The organism is Oceanobacillus profundus (genome assembly GCF_003515705.1).
In the GTDB taxonomy this organism is placed as follows: domain Bacteria; phylum Bacillota; class Bacilli; order Bacillales; family Amphibacillaceae; genus Oceanobacillus; species Oceanobacillus profundus.
Genome location: NZ_QWEH01000011.1, coordinates 124371 through 146819 on the forward strand (window position 1 = coordinate 124371; position 22449 = coordinate 146819).

At 38.1% G+C, this 22449-nt stretch carries 17 protein-coding genes; 3 read left to right on the forward strand and 14 right to left on the reverse strand.

Going from position 1 to position 22449, the window contains the following annotated elements; genetic code table 11:
- Positions 1-91 precede the first annotated feature (91 nt).
- The 8 genes from D1B32_RS15630 to fdrA form a co-directional block, all read right to left on the reverse strand.
- A complete protein-coding gene (locus D1B32_RS15630; protein WP_118889829.1) occupies positions 92-1423 on the reverse strand; it encodes an allantoinase in 1332 nt (443 codons plus the stop codon).
- Between the two features lie 184 nt (positions 1424-1607).
- Positions 1608-3062 (reverse strand): allantoin permease, encoded by a 1455-nt coding sequence (allW, locus tag D1B32_RS15635; protein WP_118889830.1) that lies wholly within the window; start codon positions 3060-3062, stop codon positions 1608-1610.
- Positions 3063-3523: 461 nt separating this feature from the next.
- On the reverse strand, positions 3524-4570 hold the full coding sequence (allD, locus tag D1B32_RS15640) for an ureidoglycolate dehydrogenase (RefSeq protein WP_118889831.1): 1047 nt from the start codon (positions 4568-4570) through the stop codon (positions 3524-3526).
- Between the two features lie 191 nt (positions 4571-4761).
- Entirely contained in the window at positions 4762-5811 is a 1050-nt protein-coding gene (allD, locus tag D1B32_RS15645; protein WP_118889832.1) for an ureidoglycolate dehydrogenase, read from the reverse strand.
- A gap of 133 nt (positions 5812-5944) precedes the next feature.
- Positions 5945-6709: a (S)-ureidoglycine aminohydrolase gene (gene allE / locus D1B32_RS15650; protein ID WP_118889833.1), complete on the reverse strand. Its 765-nt coding sequence runs from the start codon at positions 6707-6709 to the stop codon at positions 5945-5947.
- 118 nt (positions 6710-6827) lie between these two features.
- Complete coding sequence (arcC, locus tag D1B32_RS15655; RefSeq protein WP_118889834.1) at positions 6828-7766, reverse strand: carbamate kinase; 939 nt, start codon at positions 7764-7766, stop codon at positions 6828-6830.
- Positions 7767-7898: 132 nt separating this feature from the next.
- On the reverse strand, positions 7899-9161 hold the full coding sequence (locus tag D1B32_RS15660) for a YlbE family protein (RefSeq protein ID WP_118889835.1): 1263 nt from the start codon (positions 9159-9161) through the stop codon (positions 7899-7901).
- 16 nt (positions 9162-9177) lie between these two features.
- Entirely contained in the window at positions 9178-10911 is a 1734-nt protein-coding gene (fdrA, locus tag D1B32_RS15665) for an acyl-CoA synthetase FdrA (protein ID WP_118889836.1), read from the reverse strand.
- Positions 10912-11631: 720 nt separating this feature from the next.
- Here fdrA and D1B32_RS15670 point away from each other — a divergent pair.
- The gene (locus tag D1B32_RS15670; protein ID WP_095313208.1) at positions 11632-12501 is read left to right on the forward strand and encodes an alpha/beta hydrolase; all 870 of its coding nucleotides are present in this window, start codon (positions 11632-11634) and stop codon (positions 12499-12501) included.
- A 242-nt stretch (positions 12502-12743) separates the two neighbouring features.
- Here the strand turns inward: D1B32_RS15670 and D1B32_RS15675 are convergent, their stop codons facing one another.
- The 4 genes from D1B32_RS15675 to D1B32_RS15690 form a co-directional block, all read right to left on the reverse strand.
- Positions 12744-13127 (reverse strand): RidA family protein, encoded by a 384-nt coding sequence (locus tag D1B32_RS15675; RefSeq protein WP_118889837.1) that lies wholly within the window; start codon positions 13125-13127, stop codon positions 12744-12746.
- 61 nt (positions 13128-13188) lie between these two features.
- Complete coding sequence (locus D1B32_RS15680) at positions 13189-14544, reverse strand: tripartite tricarboxylate transporter permease (protein WP_118889838.1); 1356 nt, start codon at positions 14542-14544, stop codon at positions 13189-13191.
- Entirely contained in the window at positions 14541-14972 is a 432-nt protein-coding gene (locus D1B32_RS15685; RefSeq protein ID WP_118889839.1) for a hypothetical protein, read from the reverse strand. Before D1B32_RS15685 ends, D1B32_RS15680 begins: the two co-directional genes overlap by 4 nt.
- Positions 14973-15510: 538 nt before the next feature.
- Positions 15511-16983 (reverse strand): protein adenylyltransferase SelO, encoded by a 1473-nt coding sequence (locus tag D1B32_RS15690; protein ID WP_118889840.1) that lies wholly within the window; start codon positions 16981-16983, stop codon positions 15511-15513.
- A gap of 541 nt (positions 16984-17524) precedes the next feature.
- Between D1B32_RS15690 and D1B32_RS15695 the strand changes: the two genes are divergently transcribed.
- Both D1B32_RS15695 and D1B32_RS15700 read left to right on the forward strand, forming a co-directional pair.
- The gene (locus tag D1B32_RS15695; protein WP_118889841.1) at positions 17525-18088 is read left to right on the forward strand and encodes a MerR family transcriptional regulator; all 564 of its coding nucleotides are present in this window, start codon (positions 17525-17527) and stop codon (positions 18086-18088) included.
- Positions 18089-18500: 412 nt separating this feature from the next.
- Positions 18501-19727: a (S)-ureidoglycine--glyoxylate transaminase gene (locus tag D1B32_RS15700; protein WP_118889842.1), complete on the forward strand. Its 1227-nt coding sequence runs from the start codon at positions 18501-18503 to the stop codon at positions 19725-19727.
- A gap of 81 nt (positions 19728-19808) precedes the next feature.
- On the opposite strand, the gene D1B32_RS15705 is transcribed toward D1B32_RS15700, so the two are convergent.
- Positions 19809-21341, reverse strand: coding sequence for an AbgT family transporter (locus tag D1B32_RS15705; protein WP_118889843.1), 1533 nt, complete (start codon positions 21339-21341; stop codon positions 19809-19811).
- A gap of 294 nt (positions 21342-21635) precedes the next feature.
- The gene (gene fdhD / locus D1B32_RS15710; RefSeq protein WP_118889844.1) at positions 21636-22442 is read right to left on the reverse strand and encodes a formate dehydrogenase accessory sulfurtransferase FdhD; all 807 of its coding nucleotides are present in this window, start codon (positions 22440-22442) and stop codon (positions 21636-21638) included.
- Positions 22443-22449: the final 7 nt, after the last annotated feature.

Genomic DNA, 22449 nt, shown 5'->3' on the forward strand with positions numbered 1-22449 from the left:
CCACTTAAATTAGAACAGAATCAGGAATTTACGGGCTGTTCCCTCACACTCAGAGGTGAGAGATTACAGCCAGTTAATGCTTGTTAAAGATTTATTTCTCTACTATTTCTCCATTTGTAAATACAACTTCTCCATTTACGATTGTTGTTTTTACATTTCCTTTAAATGTTTTACCAACATATGGAGAATGCTTGTGACGATATTTTAAATCTTCTGCTTTCAGTACAAACTCTTCATTAAGATCAACAAGTGTTATATCCGCATCGAAACCAGCAGCAATTGTACCTTTTGTTTCTAATCCGAATAATTCTGCTGGGTTTGTTGATGTTAATGCAACAATTTTTTCTAATGGAAGGTTACGTTTGAAATAACCTTCTGTTAGCATAATATTCAACGTAGATTGAGCTCCGGAGATTCCGCCCCATCCTTCAAAATAGTTATCCGTAATTGTTTTCATGGATGCTGGTGCTGGAGAATGGTCAGAAGCAATGACATTGATTTCTCCTGCTGCTACTGAAGCCCATAGATCTTCTACTTCATCCTCATCTCGAAGTGGTGGAGCACATTTTGCTATTGCTCCTTTTTCTTCTAAGTCTTTTACAGTTAAGGATAAATAATGTGGACATGTTTCAACTGTAATATCAACGCCTCTTTGTTTCGCATCATTGATTACTGCTACAACTTTACGGCTGCTTGCATGCACAATATGAAGCTTACATCCAGTTGCTTCTGCATAAGAAATAATTCTTCTAACCGCTTCGATTTCTGAAATAATTGGTCTTGATTCAACAAAGTCTCTGGCAGTTGTTTTTCCTTGCTCTTGTTTTTCTGCTGCTAATTGGTCACATATTACCGTGCTTTCCGCGTGAACAGCTAGCAGAGAACCAAGTGATGCAATTTCTTTCATCCCTTTAAAAATGGATTCATCATCTACATTATTAAAGTCAGCAATTCCACTTGGTGACATAAACGCCTTGAATCCAATAACACCGTTTTCATGAAGATCTTTTAAATCAGCGATGTTTTCAGGAACTAATCCACCCCAGTAGTATGGATTGACAATTGATTTCTCTTCAGCTCGTTCTTTTTTCAAATCTAGGTTTGCTTTGTTAATAGTAGGCGGTGTACTGTTTAATGGCATATCAAAGAATGATGTTGCGCCTCCAGCAGCTAGGCTTCGACTTCCTGTTTCTAGTCCTTCCCACTCTGTTCTTCCGGGTTCATTAAAATGTACATGTGAGTCAATTAAGCCAGGTAAGATATGTAATCCTTCTGCATTGATTTCTTTTACAGCAGTTCCTTCGATAGCCTTATCAGCGGAAACCTCAACTATTTTCCCTTCTTTAACTGCTATATCTCCTGAAACAATTGAATCTGCCGTTACAATCTTTCCATTTCTAATAATGAGATCAAATGTTGTCATCTGATAATTCCCCTTTCCTGTTTCACTTGCTTCATGAAGTTAAACCTTTATCTAATACCAATTCTATTGGTTAGATACAAATTTGTTTTAGCAGTAAAGAAATAGTTGCCTACATCTTTACTGCTTTTATATGGTAGGCCTTCCTTTATTAAATGGACGTACCAAATTGAACAACTTATTACAGTTATGCGCCTTTTTTATTTAACTCTTGAAACTGCTCTTTTTTTTTAGAAAGCTCCAATAGTATATAAATTACAATAGCAGATACAATTCCCACAAACCACGAGATATCATAAAGGGCTTTAAAGAACGGTACAAACTGACCAATCAAACTCAGAACAGCACCGATAATCGTAGCTACAATCGCATTCACATTATACCCGTTTTTATAATTATACTTACCATTTTTAGAGTATAACTCGTTTAAATCAATCTTCTTCTTTGAAACAATGAAGTAGTGTGCAAGCATTACCCCAGTAATTGGTGCTAATAAACCAGCAACAATGTTTAAAAATGTAAAAATACTTGTAGAATTTTCCATTAGCTTCCACGGCATAATAAGAATTCCGAGGATTGCAGCTAATGTTGCAGCTGATTTAAAGGTAAAGAGCTTCGGAAAAAGTGATGCAATTTGGTAGCCTGCAGGAACAATATTTCCGGTTACGTTAACAGACAAAGTTGTTAAACATAGTGTTAATACAGAAATAGCAATAGCAAATGTTCCATCAAAACGAGCAACCACATCAAGTACATTCCAAATTGGTGTTCCAAATGCAATTTCTGAACCAACAATAATCGAAATACTTGCAACTGCAAAAAGCAGGTAAGTTACAACTAATCCTAAAGTTTGACCGACTGCTTGATGTTTAGGTGTTTTGGCTAATCTTGTAAAGTCAGATACACTAACCATCGGTGCAGCCCAAGCTGCAATTATTGCAGTAACAGCAGCTAAAAAGACAATAATACTATTTCCTTCAAATCCAGCGTTTGTATAGGAAAGAATCGGTCCGATTCCACCAGCCAAGTTAATTGCCCAAATCGCCATTCCACCAAATACAATATAAATTAATGGGGAAAGAATATTTGTAAACTTCCCTAAGATATCCATTCCACCATAAATTAATGCTACATTAAACAGCCAAAAAATAAGGAATGAGATAAGAGCTGGCAATGTCAGTCCGAAGAAACTCCAGTCTCCGCCTAGTGTTAAAAAGCCTGGCCACAGCTTGCCTATTAGTATGGATAGTGCCTGGCTTCCTGCAAATGTTTGAAAACCAAACCACATAATTGCTGCGATAACCCCCCTGATTACACCGGGAAATAGGGCTCCTTTATTTCCATATGATGAACGAATCAACATAGCAAATGGTAAACCATATTTTGAACCAGCATGGCCATTAAATACGAGCACAGCTGCTATAATAAGTGCTGCCACCATAATTGCCGAAAAAACCTGCCCAACAGATAATCCAATAGCAAAAAGACCACCTATTGCAATATAGTTTGGAATATTATGCACACTACCCATCCAAACAGTAAAGAAATTTCCTGTATTCCATGTTCTATCCTTATCTTGTGACGGTAGAACATCATCACTGAAACCAGCTGCTTTAAGCTGGTCTCGTTTCAAGCTTTCCAAAAAAAAATCTCCTTTCACGATCAACAACGAATCCACACTACTTGTCCAAGCATAGGTCTTATTGTAATCATTTTACTCGAAAATAATTACGCCCCTAGTAAAAGGAGAAATAGTGCAAATTAGTAGGATGTTTCACAAATAAAGCTGAAGGTATATGTTATGTAACCTCATGTTTTGTATCTTCACATATATTAATAAGATGGAAGACGTCCACCTGATTCGCTTGAATTAAGTATATAACAGATGATTATTCAGGTCTTTATATTGAGTAAACAAAATAGTTAACTATTGTTGTATAACTTGATTCCTGAATTGTTCAAAGTAAACAACGAGTTGTTATTAATTAACATAAATACGTCAGCATAGTTTTGAAAACGGTATAGATAAAACCCTTATAAATAAAGAAAAAGTCACGCATTCCCTATCATTTCGATAGATGCAGTGACTTTTAAATCTATCTTTTACTTTGCAAATGGATCCTTGTTTCCATAGGAATCATTATGAACAACGTCAGACTCAAGATATTCATAAATATCATCAACAATTTCAATGCCTTTTTCCATATATGCAGCTTCTCGTTGTGCACTTCGTTGACCAGGATAAGACACCTGTTCAAACCCTGGAGCTGGTTTAATATTGTTTAAATCAGTCATGGTTGTCGTAATATTTTGCTTAAATGTTTCTAGATTTGTAAAGTATTCTGGGTTAATTACGATGTGTAATTGCCCTAGATTTCTTCCTTCACTTAAATCATGGTACATGGATGATACTTTGTTTCCAAAAGGAAGACCTAATAATATTCCAGAAAGTACATCGACCATCATCATCAAACCATACCCTTTTGGTCCTGCAATAGGCAGCAATGCGTTGACACTAAATGGATCTGTTGTTGCTTCTCCGTTTTTATCTACTGCCCATGTATCTGGAATGCTTTCATTTTTAGAACGAGCATGCAATATCTTGCCCCATGCTTGTACTGTTGTTGCCATATCAAATGTAATGATGTCATCTTCACCTGGTGCAGCAAAAGCAATTGGGTTTGTACCATAGTAAGGTTCTGCTCCCCCAAAAGGCACTACCATTGGATCTGATTGGCAGACAGAAATTCCGATAAGGTTTTCCTTAGCTGCTTGCTGTACAAAGTAAGATAAAGCGCCACTATGGCTTATTCTTCTTACCCCTACAACAGCTACTCCATTTTCTTTTGCCATTGCAATCGCTTCATCCATTGCCAATTTTGCTGCAACATGCCCTGCCCCATTGTCGCCATCAAACAAAGCTGTAGTTGGCCCTGTCTTTTCAAACTTGAAATCAGGGTTTGTATTAATTCCACCTTTGGCAATGCGCTCTGCGTAATATTCAACACGCATCGCACCATGTGAATGAACACCTCTTGCATCCGCGTGAACTAAAACATCAGCAACACCGTCAGCATGTTCTTCTGTTAAACCAGCTTTGTTAAGCTTGTTTTTTATTAGATTCTTCAATTCATCTCTCGTTACTCGCAAAATATCACCCCTAATGATTTATTGTAAATAGAACAACTTTTTAATGAACCACACATGTAAGGAAATAAAAACTATTCCACAGGTAATTTATCTCATAAAATCGAGTAAGGTAAGTTTTCCCTACTGAAAACTCACCCAATCGTATGAAATAGTACAGCTATAAACTAGTATGAATCGAAACAGCAGCCTATTTATTCTGCAAATGGATCTTGATTATCATATGCATTGTTGTGAATAACATCAGAAGCTAAATATTCATAGATATCATCGACAATTTCAATACCTTTTTCTTCGTATTCCTTTTGAATGAATTCAAGGTTTTGTCCTGGATAGAATACTTGGTCAAATCCTGGAGCAGGTTTAATCCCGTTCAAATCACTCATTGTTTGTGCAATATTTTCTTTAAATGAATCTAAGCCAGTAAATACCGCTGGATTAATCACGATATGTAACTGCCCTAAATCTCTGCCTTCACTTAAATCATGGTACATAGAAGACACTTTATTACCGAATGGCAAACCTAATAACACGCCTGAAAGTACATCTACCATCATCATGAGGCCATAGCCTTTTGGTCCGGCAACCGGCAGTAACGCTCGTACCTTGTGTGGGTCTGTTGTTGGCTCACCATTTTCATCAACTGCCCATGTATCAGGAATGCTTTCATTTTTAGAACGAGCATGCAGAATTTTACCCCATGCTTGTACAGTCGTTGCCATATCAAAGCTAATTAACTTACCATCTTTTCCTGGAACTGCGAATGCAATTGGGTTTGTACCATAATAAGCTTCAGCTCCACCAAATGGTACAACCATTGGATCTGATTGACATACAGAAAGAGCGATAAGATCTTGTTTTGCAGCATACTCTGTGAAATAAGATAATGCTCCACTATGTCCCATTTTCTTAACACCTACGACAGCAACACCACTCTCTTTCGCAATGCTGATTGCTTCATCCATTGCAAACTTTGCTGCAACATGTCCAGCTCCATTATCGCCATGGAAAATAGCTGAACTCGGTCCGGTTTTTTCGACTTTAAAGTCTGGATTAGCAGTAATTCCGCCTTTAGCAATTCGCTCTGCATAATATTCTACACGCATTGCACCGTGAGAATGGATACCTTTTGCGTCTGCAAATACAAGTACATCTGCCACTTGTTCCGCATGTTCTTCTGATAATCCTGCTTTGTGAATTTTATTTTTAATTAAATCCGTTAATTCCTGTTTTGTTAGTCTCACTTTATACACCCCTTAGCTTTCCTATGGAATTTCCTTCACGAAAAATTGTTGCACATATACAGGCAAAGGTAAAAGGCAAAATGCCTTTTACCTTTTCAGTAATGCTTTTGAACTTATAAATCGTGTTCCGTTCTTACAGTTCTTCGTCACGATTACAATCTTTAGAATACAAGTAAACAAGTGGTTCTCTGCCTACTGCGTATGTTGCTTGCAAGCAGTATGGAGCCATGTAAATGTAATCTTCTTTTTTAACTGTTTGCCATTTATTATCCAAGTTGTATACACCTTCACCAGATAATAAATATGCACCATGCTGTTGTACATGTGTTTCAATAAATGGATGGCTACCAGCTGGATCAAATGTTAGAATATGGAAGTTCATATCAAATGCAATATCCGTTGGAAGTAAGTCTTTAAGACGCATATTGTGCATGCCATCATAATCGATCTCTTCTAAATCATTTGTGTTTCCAGAAACAACCCAAGGTTTCTTACCTTCTAAAGGTTTATGTTTTTGTTTGTAAAGAAATAGTTTAGAATCTCCGTCTTGTAAGTTCTCCAAATACATGGTTACAGATGGAGGACAGTATAAATAGCCACCTGATTCAAGAATAAATTCTTCATCATCGGCTTTAGCTTTTACTTTACCATCTAAAACACATACAAATGTTTCAATGTTATCTTGTCCACCGAAACCTGCTGTATTTTTACCACCTTCATGGAAAGTTAAAATATAATCAACAAAAGTTGCACCTAATTTAGGTGATCCTAAAATAGTCATGGTGCAATTTTCAAATCCAGGTACTACGTTGTTTACTCTTCCTTCTGGAGGAATTACCGCGTATTTCCCTGGTTCAATAACTGCTCTGCTTGATAAAAGATCTGTTGGATATCCCATTTAAAAATCGCTCCTTTATGAATTGATTCTTCAAGGTTTTCATATGCATTTCATTTCAATATACATATCAATACACACTCTAATACATTGGAAATCATATAAAATGCCTATTCCCTACTTATTTAGAAATAATCGTTCCACTCTCACCACGGATTGCTTTATCAACTTGTTCTAATGAACAGATGATAGCTGTGCCAGTAGTTTTAGCAAATTGTAATGCAGATTCAACTTTAGGTCCCATGCTTCCTGCACTGAATTGACCTTCAGCAACATAGCCATCCATCTCGTCTACTTTGATTTGACCTAATGCTTTTTGTTCCGGTGTTCCATAATTAACGTAAACATTTTCAACATCTGTTAAAATCATGAAAACATCTGCTTCCATTTCTTGAGCAAGTTTAAAGCCACTGCGGTCTTTATCGATTACTGCTTCAACACCCTCAACCGTTCCGTTTTCTACTGTTACAACCGGAATTCCACCGCCGCCACAAGCTACAACTACATTACCCGCTTCTGCAAGTGTTTTAATTGTTTGTGCTTCATGGATTTTAAGTGGTTCTGGAGAAGGTACAACACGGCGATAGCCACGGCCTGAATCTTCTACCATTTTCCAGCCTTTTTCAGCTGCAAGCTGTTTTGATTCTTCTTCTGAATAGAAGGCACCAATTGGTTTAGAAGGATTTTGGAAATCCGCATCATCACGTGAAACTTCAACACGTGTTAACAAGTTAGTTACTGGTGCATCAATACCTAGTGCTTGGAATTCATTTACTAAACATTGAACCATCATATAACCGATAAAACCTTGGGATTGACCACTTAATGCGTCTAATGGAAGTTGAGGAACGACATCTGCAGCTACTTCATTTTGACGAAGGATATTTCCAACTTGTGGACCATTACCATGTGTAATAACTAGCTTATAGCCATCTTTAATTAATTTCGCTAAAAATTTAGCACTTGTACGAACATTGTTCATCTGGTTCTCAAACGTACCTTCTTGACCAGCTTGTAAAATTGCATTCCCACCTATTGCAGCAACTATTGTTTTACTCATCTATAAACCCTCCAACTAAAAATCATAACGGCATCGTTCATTAATGGCAGGATAGGATGGTATGCCTGCATACAGTACATACCATCCATCCACACATCTATCCTGTTGCCATTTTATATTATTTATAAGAAATTAAACTTCTACGCCGTATTTTTCAGCAAGTGCTTCTAAAGCTTTTTCGAAACATCCAAGTGGTACACGTACTGTACCAGCACCAATTTGTCCGTTTCCTGCTACTTTATGAGCAATACCAGTGTTGATTACTGGAGTAATTCCAGTTTCAACTACTTTACGGATATCGATACCTAAACAAGCACCTTGGAAATCCCAAGTAGGGATTTGCAAGTTATTGTTGTTAGCGATACAGATTTCACGCATTTCATCACTTGTGTTAACAGCATCGTTGAATCCGCCAGTACCTACGAAGCGAACAACACCTGGTGCAGCAACCATTGCCATACCACCAACACCGTAAGCTTCGGTGATTGCACTATCTCCCATATCCGGAGTTGCATCTTCAGAGCTGTAGCCACTGAAATACAAACCATCTGGAGTATTAACTGGTGCAGTAAACCATTGATCACCTAGTCCACTAACTTTGATTCCGAACTGGTCACCATTACGAGCAAGTGCAGTAACGATACTTCCTTCTGTTTCTGTAGCAGCAGTATCCATTACAGATTTAGCAGTTGCCATCATAATGTTCAAGAAGAACTGGTCATTATCTGCTAGGAATTTTGTAACTTCCTGTAATTCTTTTTCTGAGATACCAGAAGTGATTAAGTATGGAACGATTTGTCTTAAGAATAATGCAGATGCCGCAATATTTCTTTGGTGGAATTCGTCACCCATTGTAATAGCTTTTGCAACAAGTACGTTAACGTTCATTCCGCCATCGATTTGTTTTAATGATTTAGAAAGAGCAGGTCCTAATACATCTTTCATCCAGTTTAAGCGATTGATTACTTCTTCGTTATACGCACCGAAACGCAATACCGCACCAATACCTTCATTCAGGTTACAGTAAGCACGCTTTTCACTTGCTTTGTTTTCTACAACAACAACTGGCATATTTGCAGAAGTGATTCCGCCCATTGGTCCTACAGCACTCACAGAGTGAGCAGAAATAAATGTAACTTCACCGTTTTCAAGCATTTTTTGAGCTTCTTCTTCTGTTGCAGCCCATCCTTCAAATAATGCTGCACCGATACAAGAACCTTGCATTGGATGAGGCATTTTTCCCCAAACTGTTGGAGGTCCTGAGTGTAAAAGAGCCTTTCCGTTTAATTCAGAGATAACACTTTTTGCCGGAACGACATCAAGTAAGAATGGTTCTGATGCTGTAATATGTTGAATAACCGCCTGATTTGCTTCATCAATTGTTTTATATTGCATGATAATCCTCCTAATCTTATAACTTGCTTAGTTTGTCTAAAATTGCAGCTAAACGCTTATCTCCACCTGCGATAGGTGCCCATTGGTATTGAACCACTTGACCGCCATTTTCTTGAACGGTATCAGCGAATCCAGTCAGACCAACGTTGATTACTCTTGGTTTATCTGAAATCAGCTCAGAAGCTTTTGTAAGATCTGCAACTGCTGTTTTTTCTGCTTTTGTTTCTGCTGCCTCTTCTCCTTCAAGAGAATCAATAATTGCAGCAGCAAGTTTTGTTGCTTGTGCATTGCTTTCTGTAACGATAACACCAGCAGCTTCTAATTTATCTACTTGATCCTGGTATACTTGAGGATCTTGTGCAGTACCTGTTACAGATGCAATTGCGATAATTGCTCTACCTTGTTCAGCAGCTTCTTTCTTACCTTTTTCGACAACTGGTGCGAATACGCCAGCCATATCATCATGCGCTCCATATCCAATAACGTTATCTAATAAAAGTACTGCAGTTTTAGGGTTTGCAATAGCTTCTTTAACCTTTTCCACACGGAAAGTAGGGTCGATCATTGGATGCGCGCGACCTTGCGTATAAGCGTCATCACCTAAGTCAATCACTTCATGCTCGCCATGTTGTAGCATCATTCCTTCAGGATGTGCCGCATCTGGATCAAGATTGAATGCATCTTCAAGGATCATTGCTGCTTCAAGTGCTAATGTACCACCACAATAGTATCCTTTAATGAAGCGTTGATCTTTGTTTTCTTTGATTTTCTTCAAGTCTTCGTTATCTGCTAGGATACTATCTGCAGAAGTGTTGCTTGTTTGAGCTAATTCTAAAGCTTTTAGCGCTGTATCTTCTAAAGTCCATGCATAATGTACATTATCATGTTGCTCTTTTGGCTTATCACCCATAAAGATAGAAACAACAGGCTTGCTTAAAGTCTTGAATACTTCAACAACCTTTTCACGCACTTCTGGTGCAGGTGGCTTCGAAATATAAACAATTACATCTGTTTCAGGATCTGCATCCAACACACGTAATCCTTGAATTGTTGTTAATGCGCCGATCTCTAATGCTAAGTCACGCCCACCAGTACCGATAGCATGTGACACACCGCCGCCGTTTCTTCCAATGATTGTTGTAACTTCTTGAATACCAGTACCTGAAGCACCTACAACACCAATATTTCCTTTTTCAATTACGTTTGCAAAAGCAATCGGCACACCGTTGAGGATACCTGTACCACAGTCAGGACCCATTACCATTAATCCTTTTTCCGCAGCTCTTTGTTTTAGTTGTAATTCATCTTCGATACTAACGTTATCACTAAACAGGAAAACGTTCAGATCACGGTCAAGGGCTTTATTCGCTTCAGCTGCAGCGTGTTCACCTGCAATTGAAATAAGAGCTAAATCAGCATTCGGCAGTTTGTTTCCAGCCATTTCCCATGTACGAACTGTAGAATATGCAGTTGCTTCAGATGCTGCAGATTGGTTATTTAAGAAATCCTCTAACTCCTCAATAACACGATCAACATTTTCTGTTTCAGCAACAACACAAAGATCGTTCGGGCTTGCAGCTTCTAGCTCGTCAGTGTATAAACCTGACCCCTTCATAATATCTTTGTTTGATGGTGTACCCATCATAACTGAAATTCGCTCAACACCATCCATAGCGGATAAGTGATTCGTTAATAACATCAGGCTAACGGAGTCCTGATATAAGTTCTTCTTAATCACAGTATGAAGCATGTTTCTCACTCCCAGACCAATATTTATTGTTACATCTTCGAAGCCGTTTCACTTCTCTATCCTTAGGCAAATGAAAAGTCTTCTTTATATTAATTCCATACAGAGCGTGTAAAGGGCTTGTGCACGCTTTCACGAGTCGGCGCATTCTGAACACCTTCAAGTGATATCAGGTACCTTTCCAACATCATATTGGTTCTAATCAAAAATTCAAATGGTTTATATTTAGACATAAACACCTTTGTCTTTTAAAACATTTTATAAACCCATTTCAGTTGAAATGATTCTCTGTATGTCTTGCATTAAATCGTAAGTGGATTATTATATTGGCAAACTTTTAAATCCCATGTTCCTTTATTAAAAAAACTGAAAACTTATTCTTGTTCACACCAAATCACCAATTACGCAATTTTATTAATATCTTTTCCTAACAGCGCAATTAGTAAATACCTCATGGTACCTATCAGATATACCACTTACCAACAATTATTATAGCCGAGTACCCTTGAAATGTAATTAGTTACTTTTGATAAAATATAGTTCGGCTTTTGTATATAGTTAACAAGAGTAAAGATCCATAATAGTATACTCCTATTGTGTACAAAAACACTAATAGGATACATTGCTTCTCACTAGACGAACAGTAAAATTATCGTTAAACTAATGAAGGCTTTTGCTAAATCGCAGGAGCTGCAACTTATAAAAAAGTGAGTGATTCATAAGATGGGTTCAACATTTGTATACAAAAATGTCGGAAATTGTGCAATCAAAGGAGACTTTTACTCAACGGAAGCATCAAACGCACCTTTGCTTGTTTATATCCATGGTGGTGGGCTAATTTGGGGAAGCCGTGATGAACTTTCCGAAGAACAAATTAATCTTTATAACAATGCTGGCTTCAACATTTGTTCCATTGACTACCGCCTAGCTCCGGAATCAAAGTTACCAGATATCATTAGCGATATTCAAGATGCGCTCAGGTGGTTAAAAGACGAAGGGGTAAACACGTTTAACTTTGACCCAGATAAAATTGGTGTAATCGGCAGCTCTGGTGGAGGATATCTTGCCTTACTTACAGGTATATTTGAAGTAAAACCAAAAGCAATTGTATCCTTCTACGGTTACGGAAATATTACGGGTGACTGGTACACAAAACCAAGTCCCTATTTTACAAAAATGGCAAAAGTGCCAGAGGCATTACCAAAAATGCTCATTCAGCCAAGCATATTGTCAGAGGCTCCAATTGAAAAACGTTATGGCATATACTTATACTGTAGACAGCAAGGTGTATGGAATGATTACGTTATCGGCAGAAATCAAACCAAAGCTGAGCTGACAAAGTATTGCCCAATTGATAATATTCATTCCGATTATCCGGCAACATTGTTATTACATGGTGATAAAGACGACGATGTTCCCCACGAGGAATCCGTTAATATGAGCAGAGCTCTAGAAGATGCTGGTATTACAAATAAACTCATTACCATTCCTAATGGAAAGCATCAGTTTGACAAAGAAATGAATGATCCAAATGTAAAAGATGCATTTCACCAAGTCATTCAATTTTTGAAAGAAAACTTGGATGTTAATTAGCATGACCATATGTTAGAGGCATATAGCTGTGAGAACTTCAGCTTTTTATTTGTAAACATCAGTCAATTAACTGTGAAATTCAGCTTTTAGCATTAGAAATATTGATGCGTGCTTATAAATGAGAACAATCTTAGAAAACAAAGACATTCGCCAAGCTTTTAGGCGAATGTCTTTGTTGCATTTAAGCAAGTTGGAAGGTTTTATACCTTCTTATTTGCCAAATTCATTGTTGGATTTTTTCATTACTTAGATCGCTTTGCTACCATTTCAATTTCCACTTCAGCTCCGAGTGGAAGTGCCAAGACCGCAACACAGGTCCTAGCCGGATATGGTGCTGCAAATTGTTTTTCGTACACAGCATTCATTTCTGTGAAGTTATTCATATCTGTCAAATAGACATTTACTTTCACGACATCATCTGAATTAAGACTTGCATCCTTCATTACTTCAAATAAGTTTTCAAAGCACTGCTGTGTTTGCGCAGCGATATCACCAGTCATATCCTTAGCTGTAGGTGAATTTTTTGCAGTCTGACCGGAGAAATAAATAAATTCCCCTGCATCAACCGCATGTGAATAAGGCCCTGAAGGCTCCGTGCCTTTTGCGTCATATACTTTTCTCGTCATATTGATTCTCCTTTTTCAAAATCTACTATCCAATATAGCATCTTTTTGAAAAAATACTATTCTACAATCCCAGCACCGTTGAAATAATCCAGGCAGATCCGTAGAAAATCATGAACTGAACACCAACTCCGACCCCAAGAAAACGATTCAGCATTCCGCCAACCATTGCCATCGCAAACGTAACAACAATTCCGACCAATCCACCTTCATAGAACGCCAGTAAACACACGATTCCAATAAACATCCCAATGATTGCTTCCTGATTAATTCGCTTTAAAACAAAAACAGTAGCTTTACGGGCAAAATTCATTGAAAACGGATAAGCAATCACTGATGCAATCACTAAGCCAATCAATCCATAAATCAAAAAGTCTATTGGATCCATCATCGAATGTAAATTATTTACTGGATCCGCGGTGAAAATTGGCGGTGCATTAAATAAGGCTTGCGCAGGACCGATAGCGACAGGACTTAGCGGGATTCCAAATGCAACTAATGGAATGATTGTCTCTGCAACGTATGTAGATTCTGTTACCCCATTCATCGTAGACAAGCTGGTTGTCGTTTTCTTATATTGTCCTTTGACACGAGAACCAACGATTTCCCCCATTAATGCTGTCATTCCAACAGGACTGAGCGCAAAGGTTAACGATGACAGAAAAGAAGTGCCACCAACAGCAGCAGTTTGCTTTTTCGTCAACACCTTAAATGGATTTGGAAAGTACCCAGACCATGATTTCTGTTCAGGGGCAAGCTTGTATTCATTTGGTTTCGTCCGCTGAATCATCGGGCGAGCACTATTTGATGTTGCAATAAGAATATCCGTCAACATCGGTCCAATTGCGATACCGAGAAAGAAGCTAATGGATAGACTACTCCCCAAAATCGATGTACTAACTAAATTTAACCCTTGAATAACTAAAGCTAAAGGCAAGATAAGTAAAATACTCACCCATCGTCCTTTGGAAAAATAACCTATTAATACAGCAGCACCTGTAAAAATAATCCCTGCATTTTCTTGGAAGAATGTTCCAAACTGACTTAAAAACATCGCAAATAAAAGTGAAACAGGAAGTGCAATAAAAGCACCAATAATTCCACCTGAAATCATTTTTCTGAGCGCGATGTGCGGCAGTCCAATTCTCCGCATAAAGTTAGCATGCTCCAGCATCGGAGCTGCAAGTGTGTCTCCTGGAACTCCCATTAAAGCAGTTGGGATAGCGTGTGTTAAATGCTTGGCCAAAATAGCTGACATAAAAAATGCGAAAACCGCTTCAGGTGGTGCACCTAGCAAGACAACAATTAATGTAGTTGGAACTAGAATTGCCGTTTCATCTGAACCCGAAATCAAACCAAGCAATGTAAATACTACCCCGGCCAAGATTGCTAAGAGAATAGCGATTACCAATACACTCATTTTCGCTTATCCTCCCCATCTTGTATAAACATATCGTAGATTCCCTGTTCCTTCATTTCTTTTGTCGTAACAAGATCATTCAATATAGATTCTCGTTCTTCTTCTATATCAAATTGTAGTTTTTTATAAACCTCCGCCAATTCGTCATTCGTGCTTGGCATCTCATTCAATGTCCGTTTTGGCTTAAATAATAACGTATTCGTCACTAAAGCTACCAAACTTCCTGCAATTCCAAGCAGCAATGAATAAGATTGCACCATTTCTTCTGGAGCAATCTTCGGAAAGATACTTTTCCCAATAAAAAAGCCTGCTAAGCTTAGCGTAATACTTATTGCAATAGTACTTATTAAATGTTTCCCATAAACAGTATCCCCAATTATTTCAACATAGCTGTCTGTTCTTTCATCCTTTTCATTACCCGCAGACATGTAACACTTACCTCCTCATGATTTCACTGAAACTAAAAATTACCTTCTTTCTTTACGAAACCAAGGCTTACAAATTTCAGTAATCATTATACTACAATAAACATAAGGAGGCTTCTTTTATTTCCTCCATTCAACAAAGTTTCCTTAAGATAAACTTTGTTGAATGTTTATTCGTATCATAAACCACATGACATCTATTCTGTGAAATACAGCCACATATATTCTTTTAATGTAAAAACAATAAAAAACCATCCCATGTATGTAACGTACAAATGAGATGGTTTTAACAATAAACCCTATCCTATTGTTTTTTTATCGGCGTACAAACTGCGTATAGGCTTTCTGTTGAGTCAGATAAATTTACTTCAATGACTTTATATCCGCTATCAACTGAGTCCACATTTTTCAACTGCATGATTAAGCTTTTATCCATTGTTCCTCTTCCTTTCCTATAAATTTATCACACCGAAATCAATATATGCAGGGAGTTCGAAAGTGTGCATGCTTCATTAAAAATATTTGGCCCATTTACTTAAATTCAGGTACCACAGTAGGTTCGGTAAGGTGTTTCAGTTTTCACAGGCGGTCTTGTAAACTCAGATTGCTCGTCCGTATGTGCGTAAGGATCAGCTAGAACATGTAGTAACTTCTCCAACACATGATAATTTCCCTCTTCGACTGCGGCAGAAAGCGCTGCTTCCACTTGATGATTCCGTGGGATTACTGCAGGATTACTATCCCGCATTAATTGATGTGATGAAGCTTTTGAATCTTCCTGCCTATCTAATCTTTCCAGCCATGACTGATACCATTCCGTAAATCCCGGAGTATCAGCTAGTTCAAAATTCTTCTGCCAATTAAAAGTTAGTGCCAAAAATGTATTCGTATAATCCGCTCGGTGCTTCTGCATCATACGAAGAAGGTCTTCAACAAGAGCTACATCCTCTTGCTCTTCATTAAATATACCCAATTTTGCTCGCATTCCCTTCATCCAGTGAAAACGAAACAAATTCGAGAAACCAGATACAGCTTCCTGTGCAAGCTCCAATGCTTGTTCGTCATCTTCATGCAGTAATGGCAGCAAACTTTCCGCAAATCGCGCGAGATTCCAGCCAGCTATTTGCGGCTGATTGCCATAAGCGTAACGCCCGTTAATATCAATAGAGCTAAAAACCGTTTTCTGATGGTACGTATCCATAAATGCACAAGGACCGTAATCAATCGTTTCACCGCTGATCGTCATATTGTCGGTGTTCATTACACCATGAATAAAACCTGCCAGTTGCCATTTGGCTACAAGAATAGCTTGACGCCTTATTACTTCCTGAAGCAGGTATAGATAACGATTCTCTCCAAAATCACCACCTGAGAAATGTCGCTCTAATGCATAATCAGCTAAAGCGCGCAGTTCCTCCGTTGATCCCCAATTTGCAGCATACTCAAAAGTTCCGACACGAAGGTGACTGTCAGCAACACGGGTTAAAATCGCACCAGGCAGTTCAGTTTCACGCATAATAAATTCCCCAGTGGTTATAACTGCCAAGCTACGAGAAGTAGGGATGCCAAGTGCATGCATCGCCTCACTAATGATATATTCTCTTAACATCGGTCCAAGTGCAGCACGGCCATCACCGCCCCTAGAATACGGGGTCCTTCCCGCCCCCTTCAGCTGAATATCAAAACGTTCTTTATCAGGAGTTACCTGCTCTCCTAATAATATTGCTCTCCCATCTCCAAGCATGGTAAAATGCCCAAACTGATGTCCCGCATAGCTTTGCGCAAGCGGATTAGCTCCTTTTGGAATTCGATTACCAGCCAACAGTTCAACACCAGTTTCACTGATTAACTCCTCGATGTTTAGTCCAAGTGAAGTGCCTAACTTCTTATTAAAAATTACTAATCCTGGTAACTGGACAGGAGTTGGATTTAGATTTGTATAAAATAAATTTGGTAAACGAGAATAGCTATTCTCTAAATTCCAGCCAGCATCATTTCCATTCTCTTTTCGCATGATAGCACCCTTCCCTTCGTAAGTTTTAAATTTGTTTATAGCGTTTTCGTTTTGCCATTTGATTATCCATTCAATTAGCAACCTAAATTTCTAACTCAACTCGAATTTCCTACAATTTATAATTCCAGGCCATACGAAATCTATCAAAATCAGCGTGCATTCGCTAAAACTTGTACATGTTTGCACTTATAATCCGACAGCTATCTAAACAGCAATGCGCTAGAATAGGATATAGCAATCTACAATTCAACTATTTTACACAACGTGATAATATTTTTTTTAAAAAAATTGTCTCCCATTCATATTTCCCTGCAACATATACTAATAAAACAGTTTCAGCGATATTAGATTCTTGTAAAACAATGTATCCTTGGGGATTCTATATTTAAACTGGATTACATCTATTCTAAATGAAGTTATTGTTTAGCAGCAATTAATTGACAGTAGTTTCGTTTTCTCAATTCGTAAGTATAACCAAACTAGATAAGCTGTTATTTAACGACTTCAATTATTGACCAAAATACAAAAGGGAGAGTGCAATATGGCTACTGAAAACTTCCAACACAGCTACAGTTTAACTGAGATTGCAAAACAACTCGGCCGTCCACGGACAACCGTACAAGAATGGCGAAATCAATTTAAACCATACCTTCCGACTGTTCAGGGTACTCAAGGAAGAACTACAAGATATGAAGCTAGCGCATTAGCACTTTTTCAATTAATCGCCCATCTGAAAGAAGCAAACGAACCAATTAGCATTATCGAACAAGCATTAATAGAAAACAGTGCAACCACTTCGGACAATACAACTGCAAACATTCCATCTTTTCAGCCACAAGTTTACGAAGGGTTAAAACAATTAGCTGTTGCACTGGATGAACAGCGACAGCTTAACAAAGCAATCATGAAAGAACTGCAGGAGTTACGACAGCAGCAGACCACATACTATCACGAACTAATGGAGCTGCTAGATCGACAAAACAATGTAGAGGAAAATATTCGAACCCGAGACTTTCGCTTGTTAGAAACGATGCGTGATATGCAAGATAAGAAGAAAAAGGAGAAACAGCGTGGAGGTTTTTTTTCCATTGTATTTAATAGGTGAATTAACTACTAATTGGTCTAGCCAGCTCTAATCAATCTGTTGCATTCATCTTCTCTTACAACCTTTGAACCTATCTTCCGCTAACTTTTACACAAACCATCCAATGAAGCACCACATGGATGGTTTTTTATTCTTCTCTTTTACAGGCATCAAAATATATCTTTCCCTTAATCAAATAATAGAAGTTGTTCGTTTTGCACAAAATTAAACATAATAAATAGTGCAGAATGCTTAATGATATATCATCAAATTTTTAGTACAATATTAGAATCGTTAATTAATTTAAACAATAGCTTAACATTTCATATTTTACATCCTCCATTCCACACTAGTTAGTCTAGTTAATATATCCAGTAAATTTATAAAAACTGAATCTTTTATAAATTAATCGATAAAAAGGAGAAATTCAACTATGTACACAGAACTAAACACACCAGCTAGAACGATTATGACTCCAGGGCCGGTAGAAGCTGAGCCACGTGTGCTTCGGGCAATGGCTACTCCTATACTAGGTCAGTTTGATCCAGCTTTTACTGAAATCATGGATCGTGTAATGAACATGCTTCGAGAACTTTTTCAGACAAAAAATAAATGGGCTTTCCCGATTGATGGAACGTCAAGATCAGGTGCTGAAGCGCTGCTTTGCAGTATTATTGAACCAGGAGATAAAGTTTTCATTCCGATATATGGAAGATTTGGTTATTTATTAAATGAGATTTGCGAACGATACGGTGCAGAGGTTCACACGATGGAATGTGAATGGGGAGAAGTTTTTGACCCAGAAGCAGTAATCAAAGAAATGAAAAAAGTAAAACCGAAAATTACAGCAATCGTGCATGGTGAAACATCAACAGGTCAAATGCAGCCTTTAGAAGAAATTGGGAAAGCTTGCAGAGAACAAGATATACTGTTTGTCGTTGATGCTGTTGCATCCATCGGGGGTACTCCTGTAAAAGTAGATGAATGGTTTATTGATGGTATCGTTGGCGGTACACAAAAATGCTTATCTGTTCCGTCTGGGATGGCACCAATTACGTATAATGATAGAATTGAAAAAGTAATTCAAGCCAGAAAGAAAGTTGAAAAAGGGATTGAAACAGAAGATGACAGACAAAATCTTGGAAGCAATCCTTTTATAAAAAGCAATTACTTTGACGTCAGTATGCTTCAAGATTACTGGGGTCCGAGACGCTTAAATCACCATACAGAAGCAACTTCTATGATTTATGCTCTTCATGAAGGACTTCGGATTGTACTTGAAGAAGGATTAGAAGAACGTTTTGCTCGTCACAAGCATCACGAACAGGCTCTAATAGCTGGTATTGAAGCAATGGGATTAGATATATATGGGAATATTGACTCCAAACTCCCCGTAGTTACCTGTGTCACAATACCAGAAGGAATTGATGGTGAATCCGTACGGAAAATGCTGCTTGATGAATTTACAATTGAAATTGCAAGTTCATTTGGTCCTCTACAAGGAAAAATCTGGCGAATTGGCACAATGGGTTATAGCTGCCGGAAAGAAAATGTTCTGTTTGCATTAGCAGGATTAGAAGCAGTATTGATCCGTCACAATGCTCCTATTCAAGTTGGCAAAGCGTTGCAGGCAGCATTGGATGTTTACAATAACAACTAAAAATAAGCGGAAGATGAAATAGTATAATTTTCTGCATAAAACAAAAGCATCGCTACAAAGGGCGATGCTTTTCAATATTCATTAATAGTGAAGCGGTCCACCAGGTCCAAGCGGAATTCCGAACAGGAACCATATAATTAGCATGATTGTCCAGCCAATTAAGAAGAACATAGAGTATGGTACCATAACCGATACTAATGTCCCAATCCCCATTTTCTTATCATACTTCTGGGCAAATGCAATAATTATTGCAAAGTACGTCATTAACGGTGAAATAATGTTTGTTGACGAATCTGCAATCCGGTATGCCATTTGTGTCAGTTCCGGGGAATAGCCCATCTGCATCATAATTGGCACAAAGATTGGAGCCATCATTGCCCATTTTGCAGTGGCACTTCCAATAAATATGTTTATGACCGCTGTGATGAGAATAAATGTAACAATTAATGGTATTCCAGTTAGGTTAACACTATCCAAAAATTCTGCACCGTATACTCCGAGAACTAGTCCCATATTCGACTCGTTAAAGAATGCAACAAATTGACCTGCAGTAAAGGCCAGTACAATAAACATTCCCATGGAAGCCATCGTATCGGACATTTGCGCTGCAACATCTTTATCGTTTCGAATTGATTTCGTAACAATACCATAAACAAGTCCAGGAACAAAAAATAGAATCGCGATAATTGGAACTAATGAACTCATAAATGGTGATTGGATAATTTGTGCCATCAAATCTCCTTCTGTGCCACGCAATGGCGCATTTGGCGGCAACACAAGCAGTAATGCCAGTACTAAAGCGACAAACACCGCAACACCAGACCAGATAAGTCCTTTCTTCTCAATCGATTGAAGCCCGTCCAGTTTTTCCTTCTGATCCCCATTATATGCTCCAAGTCGAGGTTCAACAATTCGCTCGGTTACCCAAGCTCCGATAAACGTCAACACAAATACAGATGCTGCGATGAAAAACCAATTCATTGCAATATTCATGGTTTCTGCATACGCCGGGTCAATTATTGCTGCTCCCGCAATCGTCAACTCACCAAGCAGTACGTCCGTACCTGATAATAATAGATTCGCACTAAATCCACCTGAAACACCAGCAAATGCTGCTGCAAGTCCAGCTAGCGGGTGTCTGCCAAGTGCCGCAAAAATCATTGCACCAAGTGGTGGCAGTACAACATAGCCAGCATCAGATGCTACACTTGACATGATACCGGCAAAGACTAGCCCCAGTGTAATAAACCGCTTTGGTACGGATAATACAAATCCACGTAATAATGCACTTATCAAGCCTGTCCGTTCGGCAACACCGATACCAAGCATCGTTACGAGAACAACACCTAGTGGAGCGAAACCAATAAAGTTATCCGTCAAACTTGAAAATATATATTGGATGCCTTCCGCACTTAGTAAATTCTTGATTTCAACAGTTGTTCCTTCTTCTCCAGGATGTTCTACACTTATTCCCAATGGTTGGAAGGCTGCTGATAACAGTAATACAATCAGAGCTAAAATAGCAAATAATGTTACTGGATGCGGAAGTTTATTTCCGGACGCTTCAACAAAATCCAAGAAACGCTGAAAAAATCCCTTCTTTCCTTTTGCCATAAAGTAATCCTCCTATTAAATTTAAATGAATAATTTTCTGAAAAATATAACCAAATTTAGTCACGACATCCATTATACATACTTATAGACTTAATTTAAACCGCTCTAAAAATAGTAATAATAATAGATCATTTCCCAATTTATATGTTATTTAAAATCTTAGATCAACTATAATATCAATTACAATTAGCCCCATGTGTTCTTTGAACACATGGGGCTAATTGTAATGATAGCAGTATTTTATTATTATACATGCAAAATAAGTTATATGGAGTGCTGATTCACAATCTCTTTTCATGGTGCATTCATTGCTGTATTGATTATCCGTTCTGGATGTGTATATACATTCATTTTATTTCCTCTGGCAAAGCCAATCGTCGTAATGCCTAGATCAGCTGCTAGCTGCAACCCCAAATCTGTCGGTGCAGATTTAGAAAGGAGAATGCCAACACCTATTTTAGATATTTTCAGCAATACTTCCGATGAAATCCGACCACTAAAAACGATAAGTTTATCTGCCACTCTTATTTTTTCATGAATAATATGCCCATATATTTTATCCAATGCATTATGGCGTCCGATATCGGTCCTTATCGTAAGTATTCCTTCGCAAGTAGCAAGTGCTGCATTATGGACACCGCCTGTACGAATAAATTGCTCCGAATTCGTTTGCAGTTCTTTCATTAACTGAAAGCATTGATCGACTGTTATTGATAGCTTGCTCGTTATCGTTTTGGCCGTTTTTACATCACTTTTAAAATAAAACTGTCGGCTTTTCCCGCAGCAAGAACCGATAAAGCGTTTCGAGTGGTCAATTTGAGAAGGATCGATCTGTTTATACAGATCCACATAAGCAAAGCCGAGTTTCTCGTCTATTGAGATTCGCCTTATTTCATCCTTAAACCGAATTACCCCTTCTGAGGCAAGAAAGCCGATGACTAGATCACTTTGATTGGACGGTGAACATACAATCGTTGCAAATTCACTTCCATTAATCCTAATCGTGAGCGGTGCTTCGATTGCAACCTCTTCATGTAAAATGGACTGGGAATGCCCATTAAATCGGATTATTTCCCAGCCATCCTCTTTCACATCAGTCATCTTAGCC